General features: G+C 68.0%; 18 protein-coding genes. 11 read left to right on the top strand and 7 right to left on the bottom strand.

The window, feature by feature from the left end:
* The first annotated feature begins 1 nt into the window (after position 1).
* From ACOZ4O_RS03770 to ACOZ4O_RS03745, 6 genes are read left to right on the top strand one after another with little or no spacing between them, the layout of a single operon-like run.
* A complete protein-coding gene (locus ACOZ4O_RS03770) occupies positions 2-835 on the top strand; it encodes a 16S ribosomal RNA methyltransferase A (protein WP_424523979.1) in 834 nt (277 codons plus the stop codon).
* Positions 832-1,944: a mechanosensitive ion channel family protein gene (locus ACOZ4O_RS03765; RefSeq protein WP_424523978.1), complete on the top strand. Its 1,113-nt coding sequence runs from the start codon at positions 832-834 to the stop codon at positions 1,942-1,944. Before ACOZ4O_RS03770 ends, ACOZ4O_RS03765 begins: the two co-directional genes overlap by 4 nt.
* Positions 1,937-2,509: a HemK2/MTQ2 family protein methyltransferase gene (locus ACOZ4O_RS03760; protein ID WP_424523977.1), complete on the top strand. Its 573-nt coding sequence runs from the start codon at positions 1,937-1,939 to the stop codon at positions 2,507-2,509. Before ACOZ4O_RS03765 ends, ACOZ4O_RS03760 begins: the two co-directional genes overlap by 8 nt.
* Before the next feature lie 31 nt (positions 2,510-2,540).
* On the top strand, positions 2,541-2,897 hold the full coding sequence (locus ACOZ4O_RS03755; protein ID WP_424523976.1) for a hypothetical protein: 357 nt from the start codon (positions 2,541-2,543) through the stop codon (positions 2,895-2,897).
* A gap of 47 nt (positions 2,898-2,944) precedes the next feature.
* The gene (locus tag ACOZ4O_RS03750; RefSeq protein WP_424523975.1) at positions 2,945-3,934 is read left to right on the top strand and encodes a 5-methyltetrahydropteroyltriglutamate--homocysteine methyltransferase; all 990 of its coding nucleotides are present in this window, start codon (positions 2,945-2,947) and stop codon (positions 3,932-3,934) included.
* Positions 3,927-4,976: a methionine synthase gene (locus ACOZ4O_RS03745; protein WP_424523974.1), complete on the top strand. Its 1,050-nt coding sequence runs from the start codon at positions 3,927-3,929 to the stop codon at positions 4,974-4,976. The genes ACOZ4O_RS03750 and ACOZ4O_RS03745 overlap by 8 nt, the downstream gene beginning before the upstream one ends.
* A 39-nt stretch (positions 4,977-5,015) precedes the next feature.
* Here the strand turns inward: ACOZ4O_RS03745 and ACOZ4O_RS03740 are convergent, their stop codons facing one another.
* The 6 genes from ACOZ4O_RS03740 to rpl7ae all read right to left on the bottom strand — a co-directional run bounded on the left by ACOZ4O_RS03740 (position 5,016) and on the right by rpl7ae (position 9,023).
* Positions 5,016-5,339, bottom strand: a complete 324-nt coding sequence (locus ACOZ4O_RS03740) for a hypothetical protein (RefSeq protein WP_424523973.1) — start codon at positions 5,337-5,339, stop codon at positions 5,016-5,018.
* On the bottom strand, positions 5,336-7,693 hold the full coding sequence (locus ACOZ4O_RS03735) for a penicillin acylase family protein (RefSeq protein WP_424523972.1): 2,358 nt from the start codon (positions 7,691-7,693) through the stop codon (positions 5,336-5,338). Before ACOZ4O_RS03735 ends, ACOZ4O_RS03740 begins: the two co-directional genes overlap by 4 nt.
* A gap of 63 nt (positions 7,694-7,756) precedes the next feature.
* Positions 7,757-8,239, bottom strand: coding sequence for a nucleoside-diphosphate kinase (gene ndk, locus ACOZ4O_RS03730; RefSeq protein WP_424523971.1), 483 nt, complete (start codon positions 8,237-8,239; stop codon positions 7,757-7,759).
* Positions 8,236-8,430, bottom strand: a complete 195-nt coding sequence (locus ACOZ4O_RS03725; protein ID WP_424523970.1) for a 50S ribosomal protein L24e — start codon at positions 8,428-8,430, stop codon at positions 8,236-8,238. Before ACOZ4O_RS03725 ends, ndk begins: the two co-directional genes overlap by 4 nt.
* Positions 8,430-8,654 (bottom strand): 30S ribosomal protein S28e, encoded by a 225-nt coding sequence (locus ACOZ4O_RS03720; RefSeq protein WP_330991379.1) that lies wholly within the window; start codon positions 8,652-8,654, stop codon positions 8,430-8,432. Before ACOZ4O_RS03720 ends, ACOZ4O_RS03725 begins: the two co-directional genes overlap by 1 nt.
* A 6-nt stretch (positions 8,655-8,660) precedes the next feature.
* Positions 8,661-9,023, bottom strand: a complete 363-nt coding sequence (gene rpl7ae / locus ACOZ4O_RS03715; RefSeq protein WP_424523969.1) for a 50S ribosomal protein L7Ae — start codon at positions 9,021-9,023, stop codon at positions 8,661-8,663.
* A gap of 224 nt (positions 9,024-9,247) precedes the next feature.
* Between rpl7ae and ACOZ4O_RS03710 the strand changes: the two genes are divergently transcribed.
* The 4 genes from ACOZ4O_RS03710 to ACOZ4O_RS03695 are packed head-to-tail and all read left to right on the top strand — an operon-like array spanning position 9,248 to position 13,114.
* On the top strand, positions 9,248-9,976 hold the full coding sequence (locus ACOZ4O_RS03710) for a hypothetical protein (protein ID WP_424523968.1): 729 nt from the start codon (positions 9,248-9,250) through the stop codon (positions 9,974-9,976).
* Positions 9,977-10,015: 39 nt separating this feature from the next.
* Positions 10,016-12,190, top strand: coding sequence for a tRNA(Met) cytidine acetyltransferase TmcA (gene tmcA / locus ACOZ4O_RS03705; protein WP_424523967.1), 2,175 nt, complete (start codon positions 10,016-10,018; stop codon positions 12,188-12,190).
* On the top strand, positions 12,190-12,663 hold the full coding sequence (locus tag ACOZ4O_RS03700) for a DUF456 family protein (RefSeq protein WP_424523966.1): 474 nt from the start codon (positions 12,190-12,192) through the stop codon (positions 12,661-12,663). Before tmcA ends, ACOZ4O_RS03700 begins: the two co-directional genes overlap by 1 nt.
* A 37-nt stretch (positions 12,664-12,700) precedes the next feature.
* Entirely contained in the window at positions 12,701-13,114 is a 414-nt protein-coding gene (locus ACOZ4O_RS03695; RefSeq protein ID WP_424523965.1) for a VOC family protein, read from the top strand.
* Positions 13,115-13,117: 3 nt separating this feature from the next.
* Here the strand turns inward: ACOZ4O_RS03695 and ACOZ4O_RS03690 are convergent, their stop codons facing one another.
* Entirely contained in the window at positions 13,118-14,833 is a 1,716-nt protein-coding gene (locus tag ACOZ4O_RS03690) for a glutamate--tRNA ligase (RefSeq protein WP_424523964.1), read from the bottom strand.
* A 194-nt stretch (positions 14,834-15,027) separates the two neighbouring features.
* Here ACOZ4O_RS03690 and ACOZ4O_RS03685 point away from each other — a divergent pair, with 194 nt between their 5' ends.
* Positions 15,028-16,005 carry an alpha/beta fold hydrolase gene (locus tag ACOZ4O_RS03685; protein ID WP_424523963.1) on the top strand — a complete coding sequence of 326 codons (978 nt, stop codon included), beginning with the start codon at positions 15,028-15,030 and terminating at the stop codon, positions 16,003-16,005.
* Positions 16,006-16,013: the final 8 nt, after the last annotated feature.

Here is a 16,013-nt window from a genome sequence, read left to right as displayed (position 1 = left end):
TATGACCGAGTACCGGAACCCGGACGCCCTGATTCGGCGTGCGGGCCGCGGGAACCCCGACTTCGACCAGCACTTCCTCGTGGACGACCGCGTGCTCGACCGCATCCCCAGCTATGCGAGCGAGTTCGACCGGTCGCACGTCCTCGAAATCGGCGCGGGCACGGGTGCGTTGACTGACCGCTTGCTCGACGCCGCGGACCGCGTGACCGCTATCGAGCGCGACCCGGACCTCGCGGCGTTCGTGCGCGAGGAGTTCGCGTCCGCCATCGAACGCGGCGACCTCACCGTCGTCGAGGGCGACGCGCTCGACGTCGACCTCCCCGAGTACACGTGCTGCGTCTCGAACCTTCCCTACAGCGCGTCGAGCGAACTCACGTTCCGCCTGCTCCCGGACGGAAAGCCGGCGGTGTTGATGTACCAGCGGGAGTTCGCGGAGCGGATGGCGGCGGACGCGGACACGAGCGAGTACGGCCGGCTCTCCGTGGCCGCCCAGCACTACGCGGACGTGGAAATCGTCGAAATCGTGCCGAAGGAAGCGTTCGACCCGCAGCCACGCGTGGAGAGCGCCATCGTGCGGGTGACGCCGCGCGCGCCGGACTACGAGGTGCCGGACGAGGCGTTCTTCCTCGACTTCGTGAAGGCCGTGTTCACGCAGCGCCGGAAGACGATGCGGAACGCGATTCGGAACACCGCGCACATCTCGGGGCTCGGCGACCCGGACGCCGTCGTGGACGCGCTGGACGAGGACTTGCTCTCCGCGCGCCCGGAGAAATTGGACCCGCGGCGGTTCGCGGCGGTCGCGAGCGTCGCGTACGACCACGGTGACCCCTCGTGAAGGCGCTCACGGAACTGACCGAGGCCGTGCAGGCGCTCGGGCCGGCGGAACGCGCGGTGCTCTCCGCGGCCGTCCTCGTCGTACTCGTTCTCGGCTGGCGGGTGGCCGGGCGGTTCGCGTCCAACGCGCGCGAGAACCGGAGCGACCGCGTCGTGGACGTGCTCCTCGGCCTGCTCGCGCTCGCGTTTCTCGCGCTCGCCGCGGAGGCCTTTCTCGTGCTCTGGGGCGCGCACCCGCTCGCGGTGGACGCAGTGCAGGCCGTGACCGACCGCGCGGAACTCGGCGTCCGACTCCTCGTCACCATCGGCTTGCTCGTGGGCGCGTACGTCTTCACGGAGTTCCTGGACGGCCGCGTAGACGAGTTCGTCGCGGAGCGCGAGAACATCACCGACCACCAGGCCGAAATCACGTTCCGACTCCTCCAGATAACGCTCTACATCGGCGCGCTCATCACCGCGCTCGGCGTCTGGCAGGTGAACCTCTCCGGCCTCCTCATCGGCGCGGGCTTCGCGGGTATCGTGTTCGGCATGGCCGCCCGGCAGACCCTCGGCGCAGTCATCGCGGGGTTCGTGTTGATGTTCGCGCGCCCGTTCGAAATCGGCGACTGGGTGAAAATCGGGGACAACGACGGTATCGTCACGGACATCACCATCGTGAACACGCGCATCCAGACGTTCGACGGCGAGTACGTGATGCTCCCGAACGACTACGTCGGGTCCGAGGAGGTCGTGAACCGCTCGCGGAAGGGCCGACTCCGCCTCCACGTCGAGGTGGGCGTGGACTACACGACGGACGTGGACCGCGCCATCGAGGTCGCGGAGGAGACGCTGAAGGACATCGACGACGTGCTGACGGTGCCCCAGCCGCAGGTCGTGCTCACGGAGTTCGGGGACTCCGCGGTCGTGCTCGACCTGCGGTTCTGGATCGACAAGCCGAGCGCGCGCCGGAAGTGGCGCGCGCAGACCGCGGTCATCTCGCAGGTCCACGAGGCGTTCCGCGAGGAGGGAATCACCATCCCGTTCCCGCAGCGCGAACTCAGCGCGCGCGACGACGGGACGGGCGTCCGCATCCCCGACGAGTACGGGCCTTCGGGTGAGGGCGGTGAGTGACCTCGCGGACCGCCGCGGCGTCGAGACCGAGGTGTATCAGCCGGCGGAGGACTCGATGTTGCTCGCGGACGTGGCGGTGGACGAACTCGCCGCGGACGCGCGCGTGCTGGAGGTCGGCACGGGGTCGGGCGTCGTCGCCGAACGCGTCCAAGACGCGGGCGTCGAGGTGGTCGCGTCCGACTTGAATCCGCACGCGTGCCAGCAAGCCCGCGAGCGCGGCGTTCCCGTCGTCCGCGCGGACCTCGTCGCGCCGTTCCGCGACGCCGCGTTCGACGCCGTGGTGTTCAATCCGCCGTACCTCCCGGAGGACCCCGTGGCCGAGCGCGGCGACTGGATGGAGGTCGCGCTCACCGGCGGCGAGACCGGCCGGGAGGTCGTGGAGGCGTTCCTCGACGACGTGGTGCGGGTGCTCGCCTCGGACGGGTGCGTTCTCCTGCTCGTCAGCACGCTCACCGGGGTCGACGAAGTTGTCGAGTACGCCGCCGACCGCGGGTTCTCCGCGGTCGCGCTCCGCGACGAGTCTTTCCCGTTCGAGACGCTCACCGTCCTGAAACTCGTCCGGTAGCTCTTACTTCCCGGCCGCCCTCTCACTATGTATGTCCGGAGGGTCGAAGTGGCGGTACGCGGTGTACGCGATGCCCGCCGTCACGGCCATCGAGGCCACGCTCGCGCTGTTTCTCGTCGCCGTGGTCGCGCGGACGGGCGTGTCGCTGACGGCGCTCGCGGTGCTCGCCGCGCCGTTCCTGTTCGTCGCGCTCGCCGTCCGACTCCTCCTCCCGATAGCGATTCGCGCGGACTCACACGCCGTCTACGACGCGACCGAGGGGACGTTCGACGGCGAGGTGTACGCGATGGCGGCCGTCCCGGGGATTTTCGTGCCCGTGGTTGACTCGCTCATCGCGTTGCGCTACCTCAGTCGGAGCCGCCACGCGCTGGATAACCACGAAGAATAAATTTAGAAGGAAAATATTAAACAAAGGTATGGCGTAGTTCGGAGTAGATGACAGTCGTCAGCACGACACTCGGGCTGTTCCCGCTGCCGGACGACGCACGGGAACGCCTCGCCGACCTCAAAGGCCACCAGAAAGAAGACCTCGTGTCCGGGGACGAATCCGCCGACATCGAGGCCGTCTACGACGAAGCGCGCGACGACCTCCTCACCCGGCAGACGGACGCCGGCCTCGACCGCGCCGTCGAGGGCCAGGCGCGCTGGGACGACATGCTCGCCCACCCGCTCGCCGTCCACGAGAACGTCCGCACCGAGGGCATCGTCCGGTACTACGACAACAACAACTTCTACCGCGACCCCGTCGTCACCGGCGACCTCACCCACAGCGGCGACCTCGCCCGCGACCTCGAAAAAGCGAGCGGGCGCACCGACGCCCTCCAGGCCGTCGTCCCCGGTCCCTACTCGCTCTCCCGACTCGCGACCGACGAACACTACGGGAGTTCCCAGGAGTTCCTCGCCGCAGTCGGCGACTTCCTCGCCGGCGAAGTCGAGGCCTTCCCGGACGCCGTGGAGACCGTGTTCGTCCTCGAACCCAGCCTCGCAACCGACTCGCTCGACGACGGCGAGGACGAACGCGTCGCCGCCGCCATCGACGCAGTCGCCGCCGCGACGGACGCCGAAGTCGTCGTGCAGTCCTACTGGGGGACGTACGGCGAGAAACTCCACGCGCACCTCCTCGACACCCAGGTGTCGGCGCTCGGCTACGACCTCGTCACCGCACACGACGACGCCACCTACCTCGTCCAAGAGTACGGCACGCTCGACTCCGTGAGCCTCGGCGTCGTGGACGGCCAGAACACGCTCGTCGAATCCCCCGACACCATCGAGGAGCGAATCGAGTGGTTCGAGAGCCAGATTCCCGTCAGCGAGTTCGACACCGTGTACGCCACCCCCAACACCGAGTTGTTCTACCTGCCCGTGAACAAGTTCCAGGCGAAACTTCGCGCGCTCGGCGCGCTCGGAGGTGACGCGGATGAGTGAGAACCGCGAGCAGTTCCGGCCGCCCGGCCACGAGAACGACCACTTCCTCCTCACCACGGTCGTCGGGTCCTACCCGAAGCCCTCGTGGCTGAATCGTGCGCGCGACCTCCACGAGGACCCGGAGAGCGAGTTCGACGACGACGATTGGCGGGAAGCCCAGGACGACGCCAGCCGCCTCATCACGAACGAACACGAGCGCGCCGGCCTCGACGTCATCGTGGACGGCGAGATGCGGCGCAACGAGATGGTGGAGTTCTTCGCGCACCGCATCGACGGCTACGAATTCAATGGTCCTGTCAAGGTCTGGGGACACAACTACTTCGACAAACCCAGCGTCACCGACGAGGTCGAGTACGACGAGTCCTGGCTCGTCTCCGAGTACGAGTTCACCGCGGACGTCGCCGACCGCCCGGTCAAAGTCCCCATCACGGGTCCGTACACGCTCGCGTCCTGGAGTTTTAACGAGGCCTACGAGGACGAGGAAGCTCTCGCATACGACCTCGCTGACCTCGTGAACGAGGAGATCGAGAAACTCGTCGCTGCCGGCGCGCGCTACATCCAGATCGACGAACCCGCGCTCGCGACGACGCCCGACGACCACGCCATCGTCGGCGAGTGCCTCGAACGCATCGTCTCCGGCATTCCCGACGACGTGCGCATCGGCCTCCACGTCTGCTACGGCGACTACTCCCGCATCTACCCCGAACTCCTCGACTATCCCGTCGACGAGCTCGACCTCGAACTCGCGAACGGCGACTACGACCAACTCGACGTGTTCAAAGACCCCGAGTTCACGAAGGACCTCGCGCTCGGCGTCGTGGACGCGCACGTCGCCGAGGTGGAGTCCGTCGAACAGATCGAGGAGAACATCCAGAAAGGCCTCGAAGTCGTGCCGCCCGAACGGCTCACGGTCAGCCCGGACTGCGGCGTGAAACTCCTGCCGCGCGAGGTCGCGTACGGGAAGATGGAGAACCTCGTCACCGCCGCCCGGAACGTCGAGGCGAAACTCGACACCGGCGAAATCACCCCGGACGCCGAGTAAACCGCCGCACTAGGCGACTTTTTGCCGGCCGTTCGACTGTTATCGGATGCCGCGAACGAGACCGCCGAGCGTCGCGTACGCGAGCGGTATCGCGAGCGCGACGTACAGCACCTGACCGGTGCCGAGCGCGACCGAGAGCGCGCCGTGGCCCGCGAGCAATCCGACGAACACGCCGAGCGACGCGACGCCGAGGAGGAAGCCCGCGAACACGCCGCGTCGGAGCGAGCGCTGGCCGAACCCCGCGATTGCGCCGCCGGCGAGGAACCCTATCCAGGAAAGCTGGCCGAGCACTACTGCGACCGCGACGCCCGCGAGAAACCACACGAGGTTCGCGCGGGGGTTCGCGCGCCACGCGGTGTTCATCGCTCGCCCTCCACGAACCGAATGCTCGTCTCTCCCGGCGTGACGGGCAGCGGCTTGTACTCGGTGTCCGCCCACATCTCGAGCTGGTCGCTGTAGTGGTCGCTCCACACCTCGCCGTCGTTCCCGCCCGGAATCACGCCGACCGACCGGCCGCCGGGTTCGCACACCATCCGCCAACTGCTCCCGGTGGGGCGCTCCACCGCGTAGTTGTTCACGGTCGCCCGGGAGCCGTCCGTCGGATAGCTCGGGTAGTTCAGGAACGACTGACCGAACGGGTGCGTGATGGCCTCGGTCGTGTTGTAGTCGCCGTACGTCTCGTAGCCCTCGGCGTCGATGGTTTCGACGGCGGCGTCGAACGCCGCGCGCATCACGGCCGCGCGCGAGCGCTCCGCGAACCACTCGCCGTCCGGGTCGAGGTGCTGTACCACCCAGTCCCGGGGATAGTAGGCGTCGTCCAGGCCGCCCCCCTCGAAGCGAGGGTCGAACAGTTCCCGTTTGTATTCGTCGAACCAGAGCGCGAACGCGAGCGCCGCCGTCGAGCCCCGCACCATCTCGCCGTCCCAGTCGCGGAGCGCGCTCGCGTACCCCGGATAGTCGTCAGAGATTGCGTCCGCGAGCGGGCCGGCGAGGGCGCTGCGGCCGTCGTACGCGTCGTCGTGGAGGTCCTGTGCGAACTCGAACGTCACCGGGTCGTCCGACTGCACGCGCTCATCCAACCGCTCGTAGATGCGGATTCCTCTGTACGGGTCGGAGTAGGACTCCGCGAGGTAGTGCTCGGGCGTGTCGGTGACGCGCTGGTTCGCCGTCCCGACGTACGCGGGGTTCACGACGCCGGGTTTCTCGTCGAACGGCACGAACCCCTGACTCCAGTCGGTCGTGCCGTACGGCGTGAACCCCGCCCACTCGCCCTCGCCCGCGGAGCCGTCGAATAGCTGGTCTCCCCGGACTTCCTCGCCGTCTATCGTCCGAATCGGAATCTGGCCCGTCGCGTAGTAGAGGGTGTTCCCGTCGGCGTCGGCGTACACGAGGTTCTGCGTCGGTTCGTCGAACAGTTCGGTCGCCGCGAGCACGTCCGAGAGGCCGGTGCTGCGGTTGAAGTCGTAGATGGCGTCCGTCGTGCGGGTGGCGGTGAGGCCCGTCCACGCGACGGCGACGCTGTACCCCTCGCGTTCGAGGAAGGGGCCGTGTCGGGTCGTCCGCCGGGTGATGGTCTCGTCGGGCGCGTCCGCGACCGGAATCGTCACCTCCTCCGTCTCGAACGCCTCCCACTCGCCCCGGTATCGGTACTCGCCGGGGCGCGTCTCGTACTCGTAGAAGTCCATGACGTCCGCGCCGACGTTCGTGAACCCCCACGCGCCGTGGTCGTTCTCGCCGATGACGACGAACGGCACGCCCGGGAACGTCACGCCCCGGACGGTGTAGTCGGGCGCGTCCAGCACCTGCTCGAACCACACGGGCGGAGCCATCAGGGAGAGGTGGGGGTCGTTCGCGACGAGCGGCCGCCCCGACTCCGTGAGGTCGCCCGAGACCACCCACGAGTTCGACCCGATTCCGGGCGGGCTCTCGAACCCCGACAGCCACCGCGCGAGGCCGCGTGCGTCACCGCTCGGCGTCCGCATCGAGTTCTCGCGGACGGCATCCGGTCGTCCACCGTCGGTATCGCGGAGGATTGGGGCGTCGTGGTCCAGCCGATACGGGTAGAGGTCGCTCGATGTCTCCGTGCCGAGCGCGTCCGCGGCCGCCGCGTTCCGCAGCGTCTCGAAACTCCCCGTGAGCTGCCACGCGATCTGTTTCTCCATCAGCACCGTGTCCTGGGGCGTCCACGCCGCGGGCTCGTAGTCCAGCAGCCCGAACTCCACGGGCAGCGGTTCGTTCTCGATGCAGGCGTTCACGCCGTCCGCGTACGCCTCCACGAGGTCGGCCGTCTCCGAATCGGCGAGCTCGTCCCAGGTCGCGTCGGCGGCGCGCGCGAAGTCCATTCGTCGATGGAACTCGTCCGAGGAGAGCGTCGCCTCCCCGACGACTTCGCTCAACTGGCCGCGCATCTGGCGGCGCTGCAGGTCGAGCTGGAACAGCCGGTTCGCGCCGTGCACGTACCCGGTGGCGAAGTAGAGCGCGCGCTCGTCGTCCGCCTCAATGGTCGGGACGCCGTACTCGTCGTCGTACGCGACGGACGCCGGACCGTACGGGCTTCGCACGGTGTCGTTCGTCCGGTCCGTGGCGTCCGCCCACGCCCGCCCCGAGAGCGGCGCGAACCGCCGGAGATAGCTCGACACGGGCGACATCGCGCCCGCCGCCGCGCCACCGCCGACGATGGCCGCGATAAGCCCGCGACGAGTCAACTCGCTATCCATAGTCAGGCCTAGGCTACCTGATACGATAAAAGGGGAGAGAACTCGCGGGGAGTTCCTTCGCGTTTAGTGGTCGTCGGCGTCCTCGTACACCCACTGCGTGGTGGCGAGGTCCCAGTCGACGAGCTCGTCCTCGTCGAAGAACAAGCTGATTTCGCGCTCGTTCGCGCCCTCGTCCTCGTGGTCGCTCCCGTGGATGAGGTTGTGGCCGAGGTCGTTCCCGTAGTCACCGCGGATGGTGCCGGGAGCGGCCTCCTGTGCGTCCGTCGCGCCCATCATCTGCCGGACCTGCCGGGTCGCGTCCGCGCCTTCCCAGACCATCGCGAAGACGGGACCGGACGTGATGAACTCGACGAGACCGTCGAAGAACGGCTTGTCCTCGTGCTCGGCGTAGTGTTCGTGCGCGAGCTCCTCGTCGATCTGCATGAACTTCCCGCCGACCATCTTCAAGCCCTTGTCCTCCAGGCGGCCGACGATGTCGCCGATGAGGCCGCGCTGAACGCCGTCGGGCTTCACCATCACGAACGTCCGCTCGTCGTGGTGGCTCATTCGTTCTCCCCGCCCTGCGCCTGCCCTTCTTCGGTCCACTCGAGGTCGCGCGGCTCGCGACCGAGGTCCGCGTTCTTCTCGCACTTCGACGAGCAGAAGTGGACGGCGGTGCCGTTGTTGTAGACGAACATCGTCCCCGTTCCGGGTTCGATGTCGCTACCGCAGTAGTCGCATTCTCGTGTCTCGGGCATTATTGACCTCCGATGGGGTCAGCCTCGCGAGCCGTCTCGCGAAGCTGAATGACGTCGCCGACCCGGACGGGACCGAGGCAGTTCCGCGTGATGATGCGGCCCTGGTTCGACCCCTCCTGGATCCGGCACTTCACTTGCATCGCCTCGCCGTGCATCCCGGTCTTCCCGACGACCTCGATGACTTCGGCGGACGTGGAGTCGCTTGCTGGTTCTTCCGCGCTCATGAGTTATTACTTGAGTTCCTCGACTTTCGCCGAGATGTCTTCGACATCCTCGTCGGCGTCGCCGGCGTCCACGACGGCCGCGGCGGCGGAGCCGACTTCGAGACCGGCGGCGTTACCGAGTTCGTCCTGCGTGTCGACGAACACGTACGGGATTCCTTTCTCGTCGGCGATTTCGGGGATGTGGAGGACGATCTCCTCGGGGGAGACGTCTTCCGCGACGAAGACGAGGTCGGCGTTCCCGCGCTCGATGGACTTCGTGGTCTCGTTCGTACCTTTCTTCACACTCCCGGTGTCGCGAGCCACTTCGAGGGCTTCGAGGGCTCGTTCCTGGAGGTCCGCTGGGACATCGTAGTTAACGTACACTGGCATAGTTGTGTTCACCTAGTTGCCGTGGCGGGCTTGCGCTCCCCTGCCGGGTCAATCCCTAACGGCTAGGAGCATCATCGACCCCCACTGGCTGTACTACTACCGTGGGGTTCCTATGCTTAAAAGCGCTTTCAAAGCCGTCCACGGCTGCGGTCCGTCCGGGCGAGTGTCCCCGATGCGCATCCCATATCCACTGTCTTTAAGTATTTCATCGATAGCTATTTTGTGTGAATTTTTCCATCGGGGACGCGCTCTCGACCGGGTTCGACAGGGTGCGGCAGCGAAACGGACTCCTGCTCGTCGGTATCGTCTACGCACTGGTCCTCATCGAGTCGGCGTTCGGAACCACGGCGACGTTCACGTTCACCGTTCCGGGCGGCGAGGAGGTCGTCGTGAACTCGACCGCGGCCATCGAAGTCTCGCCGCTCGTCGACGCAGTCATCGCGCTCCTCGCCGGCGTCGCCGGTCTCCTCGTCACGATTGCCACGCTCCGCGTGTTCGCGAGCGGCGAGACTGAACGCCTCCCGACCGACGCGTTCACCCAGCGGGGAGTCTGGGCGTTCGCCAACGTCTTCGTCGGAGGCCTCGTGTTCGCTGTCGTTGTGGGTCTCGGGTTCGCCGCGCTCGTCCTCCCCGGCTTCTACCTCCTCGCCGCGCTCTTCATCTGGCCCGTGTTCGTCGCGGTCGAGGACGAGAACTTCATCCAATCCCTCCGCTCCGCGTGGCGACGCACCTCCGGCCACCGCTTTCGAACGTTCCTCCTCGGCGTCGCGTTCGTCGTCATCGCACTCGCCGTCGACCTCGCCGTCTCGATTCCCGCGACCGTGTTCGGCGCGTCCGCGTTCGACTTCGTGTTCACGGACCTCGGCTCCGCATTCATCACCGTGTTCGGGAACGGCGTGCTCGTCGCCGCCTACCAGCAGCTCCCCACCGACGCCGCATCGGCCGACGCGTAGGGCGAAACTGCCTTCCACGCGCCCGACGAAATCCGGCTAATGGTTCGTGAGGTCGCCGCCGCGCTCCGCGAGGAGGCGACGGCCGTGAACGAACGCCGCATGCTCGTACTTACCGGGTCCCGCGACGCGTGCTTGAACGCCGCGGACGCCGCGCTCGACGCCGCCGACGTGCCGCGCGACGCGACCACGCACCTCGGGACCGTCGGTCGCCTCGACTGCGAGCGCATCCGCCCCCGGGACTCGGACGAACTGCTCGGCACGACGCGAACAGCGGTCGTGTACGACGCGCACGATGAGTGCCGTCCGAACGCGCTCGGCCGCATCGCCGGCGCGGTGGACGGCGGCGGCCTCCTCCTCTTGCTCGCGCCCGCCCTCGACGACTGGCCGCACGTGCGCGAGGAGTTCGACGAGGGACTGGCTGTGCCGCCGTTCTCGCTCGCGGACGTGGCCGGGAACTTCCGCCGGCGACTCGTCCAGACGCTCCGCGCGCATCCCGGAATCGGCATCTACGACGCGGACGCGGACACGCTCGAACGCGACGGCCGCACCCATCCCGCGCCACGCATCCGCTCGCCGCCGCCCGAACCGCCGGCCGACCACGCGTTCCCGGACCGAGCGTACGACGCCTGCCGCACGCAAGACCAAGTGGACGCCGTCCACGCGCTCGAAGCGCTCCGCGAGCCGGACGAGGCGGTCGTCGTGGAGGCCGACCGCGGCCGCGGGAAGTCGAGCGCCGCGGGCATCGCCGCCGCCTGCCTCGCCGCCGCCGGTCTCGACGTGCTCGTCACCGCTCCCCGGAAGCGGAGCGCGAGCGAACTGTTCGAGCGAGCCGAAGAACTCGGCTGCGACGGTCTCCGGTTCGAGAAACCGCCGGACGCCGCGGAACTGCCGGGCGACCCCGACGCCGTGTTCGTGGACGAGGCCGCGGCGCTTCCCGTCCGCCTCCTCGAAGCCTTCCTCGACGCCGACCGCGTCGCGTTCACCACGACGATTCACGGCTACGAAGGCGCTGGCCGCGGGTTCGACGTGCGATTTCACGACCGACTCGCCGACAGCGACCTCGCCGTCACCGAATCGCGGATGACTGACCCCATCCGGTACGCCGCCGGCGACCCCATCGAGGTGTGGGCGTTCCGCGCGCTCCTGCTCGACGCCCGCCCGCCCGTCGACCCGCTCGTCGCGGACGCGAACCCAGCCAACGCGACTTACGACGTGCTGTCGAGCGACGACCTGCTCGCCGACGAAACGCTGCTGAGCGAGGCGTTCGGCCTGCTCGTTTACGCGCACTACCGAACGGAGCCGAACGACCTCGCGCGCCTCCTCGACGCCCCGAACCTCCGCGTGCGCGCGCTCCGCCACGACGGCCACGTCGTCTCCGTCGCCCTTCTCGCCCGCGAGGGCGGTCTCGACGCCGACACACGCGCGGAGATGTACGCGGGCGGCCGCATCCTCGGGAACATGATTCCCGACGTGCTAACGAGCCAACTCCGCGACGAGGACGCCGCCGTCCCCGTCGGCTGGCGTGTGATGCGCATCGCCACCCACCACGCCGCCCGCTCCCGCGGATTCGGCAGCCACCTCCTCGACCGAATCCGGCGCGAAATCGCGGGCGCCCTCGACTGGTTCGGCGTCGGCTACGGCGCGACCCCCGGACTCGTCTCGTTCTGGGACGCGAACGGCTTCGACACCGTCCACGTCTCCACCACGCGGAACGACACGAGCGGCGAGTACTCCGCCATCATGCTCGACCCGCTCAGCGAGGATGGCGAGGCGGTCCACGACCACCACGCCGGCTGGTTCGCGGACCGGGTTCCGGGCGTGTTCGGGGACGCCCTGACCGACCTCGACGCGGACGTGGCGCGCGCCTGCCTCGCCGCCGCGGACGCCCCGCCCGCCCTCTCGCTTACCGACCACCAGTGGCGGGTCGTCGTCGGCGCCTCGTACGGTCCCGGACTCTACGCCGCCGACCCCGCGCCGTTCCGCGCGCTCGCCGCCCACCACCTCACCGGCCCGCATCCCGACATCCTCACCGAACGGGAGGAGCGCCTGCTCGTCCGGAAACTCCTCCAGACCGAGGACTGGGACGCGGTCGCGGACGCCCTCGACTACCACTCCACCGGCCAGTGCATGCGCGCGCTCGGAAGCGCGCTCGAACCGCTCGTCGACGAGTACGGCACGCCCGCCGCCCACGCCGAAGCCCGGAGGTACGACTGATGGACGCGCTCGTCCTGCTCGCGTTCGCCCTGCTCGCGCTCGGCATGGTCGGCAGCATCCTCCCGCTCCTCCCAAGCGGCCTCACCAGCCTCGCCGGCGCCCTCGTCTACTGGTGGCACGTCGGCGAACCCGGCCCGCTCGCGCTCGCCGTGCTCGTCGTCCTCGGCCTCGTAGCGACGCTCGTCGACTGGTTCGGCGGCGCGCTCGGCGCGACCGCCGGCGGCGCGTCCATCCGAACCACGCTCGTCGCCGCGGTCGTCGGCCTCCTCCTACTCCCGCTCGGCGGCCCTATCGGCATCATCCTCGGTATCGCCGGCACCGTCTTCGTCCTCGAATACTACCGGCACGGCGACCGCGCCGACAGCGTAAAAACAGCCGCGTACGCCACCGCAGGCGTCCTCGCGTCCGCGCTCGCCCAACTCCTCCTCACCGGCGCGATGTTCGCGATACTCCTCGCCGTCCACTTCCTCTGAACTCGGCTTTTATCCCGAGTGACCGAGACGCCTCGGTATGGACGACCGCCCCGACAACCCGGACGTCACCGGCCAACTCCACCACGTCGAACTCTACACGGACGACTTCGACCGGTCCGTCGCGTTCTGGGACTGGCTCCTGGCCGAACTGGGATACGAGCCGAAGAACGACTGGGACGACGGGCGTTCCTGGGTGAACGGCCCGACGTACCTCGTTCTGGTCCGCGCCGGCGACGACGAACGCGCGTTCGACCGGAACGCGCCGGGCATCAACCATCTCGCGTTCCACGCGGCGTCCCGAAAACAGGTGGACGACGTGACGGAGGCCGTTCGGAACCGCGACGATTCGACGGTGCTGTACGATGACCAACACCCGTTCGCCGGCGGATACTACGCGCTGTACTGCGAGAACCCGGACGGCCTCAAAGTCGAGGTCGTCGCGCCCGACTGACCGTCAGGGGTGCGCGTAGTAAACGACGGACTCATCGTCTTCATGCCGGTCAACGCGCACGAACCCGACACGAACGAACTGGAGCGTCTGGTCCGGGTCGTAGTCGAGCAGGCCGGGTTCTGCGCGGCCCGACACGTCGCCGTCGGGCGTCCGCATTCGTACTGGCGTGCTCTCCTCAGCGGGCACCCATTGGACCACGTCCACGTCGTGCTCGCGGACGAGGTCGATGTCGTCGTCCGTCACGGTCAGCGAGTCGCCGTCGTACGCGACCGCGCCGTAGCCCTTCAGCCAGAGCTTTTCGCCCTCGGCGGGGAGGTCGTCCTCCTCGACGAGCACGGCGTCGCCGACGGGGATGTCGCGCTCGCCGCGGTCCTCGTGCTCGGGGTGGACGGGCGGGTGCGCGCTGTCCGGGCCGCCCGAAATCGGGAGTTCGACGCCATCGGAGACGAAGAAACACCGCGGGCTCTCGTCGTCGATGCGGTCGCGGTTGTTCGAGTACACCGAACTCATCGCGAGGTCCACGTCCGACGTGGACGTGCCGAGTTCCACCATCGCGTCCACGATGGCTTCCCCGCGGATGCCGCGGCGGCGCGTGGAGAGCAGCGTGGGGACGCGCGGGTCGTCCCAGCCGTCGAACTCGCCGGCCTCGATCTTCTCCCGAATCGTCGACGTGCTCATCTTCACGTCGTACTCGTCCACCTGGACGTGACCCCAGTGGACGACCTCGGGGTACTCCCAGCCGAAGTAATCGTAGACGAACCCCTGGCGTTTCGCGGAGTCCTGGAGGTCGATGCCGCGGATGATGTGCGTGACGCCGGTGAGGTGGTCGTCGATGCCGGACTGGAAGTCGAGCATCGGCCAGCACCGGTAATCCTCGGCCTCGGGACGCGGGTGCGGGGTGTCGATGATGCGGAACGCCACGAAGTCGCGGAGCGCGGGGTTCTTGTGCGTGATGTCGGTCTTCACGCGCAGCACCATCTCACCGGACTCGTACTCGCCCGCAACCATGTCCTCGAACTCGGACAGCACGGTTTCCGCGTCCTTCTCGCGGTGCGGGCACGCCTCGCCCGCGTTCTTCAACTCGGAGAACTCCTCGGCGGGACACGAACACGTGTACGCGCCGTCCATCTCGATGAGGTCGCGGGCGTACTCGTAGTAGGTGTCGAGGCGGTCGGACGCCGTGATGACCTCGTCAGGCTCGAACCCGAGGTACTCCACGTCGTCGATGACCTGGTCGTACACCCAATCGAGCGGGCGTTTCGTCTCGGGGTCGGTGTCGTCGAACCGGACGAGCATCCAGCCGTCGTAGCGCTCCTTGTAGGACCCGATGACGGCGGGCATCCGCGCGTGCCCGATATGCCAGGGGCCGTTCGGGTTCGGCGCACACCGCATCCGGACCTCGTCGTACTCCTCGACGTTCGGCAGGTCAGGAAGCGGGTGCTCCTCGCCCTCGTCCTCGGCGTCGAGTTCCGCGAGTCGCTCGGGCGCGAGTTCTCCCAGTCGCGCCCGTTGCTCCTCGGTCGAGAGAGCGTTCACGTCCTCGACGACCGGCGCGACGACGCCCGGAATCTCGTCGCCGTACTCCCGGAAATCGGGGTTCTCACCCATCATCGGGCCCATCAGCGCACCGACCTGTGCGTCGCTCCCGTGCTTGAGCGCGTTGTAGAGCGCGTAGGCTTCCGCCTCCCGGCGGACGCGCTCGCGGAGGTCTTCGTCCATTACTCGCGAGTAGCCGGGACGCGGGGAAATTCGTTTGGATTCTGCGGACAGACGACCACGGTCTCGTGCGTCGGTCGGTCGCCGTTTCCGTAGGCCCGACGCACGCTGCTCGTTACATACCGTCCGCTGGCCGCGGCCTCGTATTTGAATACTCGCACCGACACCGGGAAGCCGATCGCCTCGAAGGATGGAGTATGCCCACGGTCCGGACGAACGGCGTCGACACCTACTACGAGTCCCGCGGCGAGGGACGGCCGGTCGTGTTCCTTCACGGCGCGTTCAGCGACCACCGCGTCTGGGCCGAGCGTGCTCGTCCCCTTGCGGACGACCACCATGTCGTCGTGTACGACCTCCGCGGACACGGCCGAACCGGCGGCTCCGACCACGATGCGTACAGTATCGATACGTACGCCGCCGACCTCAGCGCGCTCGTGGACGCGCTCTCCCTCGACGCGCCAGTGGTTTGCGGGCTCTCGATGGGCGGGATGGTTGCACAGCGCTACGCCGCCAGGGATGGCCGACTTTCCGGTCTCGTCAGCATCGCAGCGCTCTCCTCGAACCCGGTCTCCCGTGCGGAGTGGGTGGAGCGTCGGCTTGCGCTCCCGGGTGCGCTCGCGCTCGCCCGCGTCGTCGGGTTCAATGCCGTCCAACCGTTCGTCTCGTGGATTACGAACCGCGGTGACGACTTCGACCCGGGCGACCTCGACGAGAAAGCCCGCATCGAAGCCGCCCACGCCAGCGACTACCCCAGCGTTTCTCGGGACGAAGCCGCGAAAATCCGTCGCGCGCTCCTCTCGTGGGGAACGCTCGCCACCGACTACGCGAGTATCGACGTGCCCGCGCTCGCGATGTGCGGCGAGAACGAGACTACTCGAATGACCGCTCACACCCGGTATCTCGCGAACACGATTTCGAACGCCCGGTATCGCGAAATCCCGAACCCGGCCACAACGCCCACGTGGACAACCCCGACTTCCTCCGCAACGCGCTTGACGACTTTCTCCGCGAAACTGCGTAGAACAAACCAAAGCGCCTGTAGGGTGGCGGTTACGGCACGGTCGCTGTGCGGTGGTGTCGTTCCGCCGCTCGACCGCGAGCGCCGTCGGGGCTCGCGGCCTTTTTCCCTCCAGGTTTTTGCTGGAGGGGGTCGCGAAGCGACCCCCTCACAGTAAAAAGGTGG

Source organism: Salarchaeum japonicum (assembly GCF_049705945.1).
GTDB classification, from domain to species: Archaea; Halobacteriota; Halobacteria; order Halobacteriales; family Halobacteriaceae; genus Salarchaeum; species Salarchaeum japonicum_A.
This window is presented reverse-complemented; position numbering and strand designations above follow the sequence as displayed.

Bases quoted from the DNA above. Each gene is read 5' to 3' on its own strand.
- ACOZ4O_RS03770 (WP_424523979.1), top strand. From the start codon at position 2: ATGACCGAGTACCGGAACCCGGACGCCCTGATTCGGCGTGCGGGCCGC.
- ACOZ4O_RS03755 (WP_424523976.1), top strand. From the start codon at position 2,541: ATGTCCGGAGGGTCGAAGTGGCGGTACGCGGTGTACGCGATGCCCGCC.
- ACOZ4O_RS03750 (WP_424523975.1), top strand. From the start codon at position 2,945: ATGACAGTCGTCAGCACGACACTCGGGCTGTTCCCGCTGCCGGACGAC.
- ACOZ4O_RS03745 (WP_424523974.1), top strand. From the start codon at position 3,927: ATGAGTGAGAACCGCGAGCAGTTCCGGCCGCCCGGCCACGAGAACGAC.
- ACOZ4O_RS03740 (WP_424523973.1), bottom strand. From the start codon at position 5,339: ATGAACACCGCGTGGCGCGCGAACCCCCGCGCGAACCTCGTGTGGTTT.
- ACOZ4O_RS03735 (WP_424523972.1), bottom strand. From the start codon at position 7,693: ATGGATAGCGAGTTGACTCGTCGCGGGCTTATCGCGGCCATCGTCGGC.
- ndk (WP_424523971.1), bottom strand. From the start codon at position 8,239: ATGAGCCACCACGACGAGCGGACGTTCGTGATGGTGAAGCCCGACGGC.
- ACOZ4O_RS03725 (WP_424523970.1), bottom strand. From the start codon at position 8,430: ATGCCCGAGACACGAGAATGCGACTACTGCGGTAGCGACATCGAACCC.
- ACOZ4O_RS03720 (WP_330991379.1), bottom strand. From the start codon at position 8,654: ATGAGCGCGGAAGAACCAGCAAGCGACTCCACGTCCGCCGAAGTCATC.
- rpl7ae (WP_424523969.1), bottom strand. From the start codon at position 9,023: ATGCCAGTGTACGTTAACTACGATGTCCCAGCGGACCTCCAGGAACGA.
- tmcA (WP_424523967.1), top strand. From the start codon at position 10,016: ATGGTTCGTGAGGTCGCCGCCGCGCTCCGCGAGGAGGCGACGGCCGTG.
- ACOZ4O_RS03700 (WP_424523966.1), top strand. From the start codon at position 12,190: ATGGACGCGCTCGTCCTGCTCGCGTTCGCCCTGCTCGCGCTCGGCATG.
- ACOZ4O_RS03695 (WP_424523965.1), top strand. From the start codon at position 12,701: ATGGACGACCGCCCCGACAACCCGGACGTCACCGGCCAACTCCACCAC.
- ACOZ4O_RS03690 (WP_424523964.1), bottom strand. From the start codon at position 14,833: ATGGACGAAGACCTCCGCGAGCGCGTCCGCCGGGAGGCGGAAGCCTAC.
- ACOZ4O_RS03685 (WP_424523963.1), top strand. From the start codon at position 15,028: ATGCCCACGGTCCGGACGAACGGCGTCGACACCTACTACGAGTCCCGC.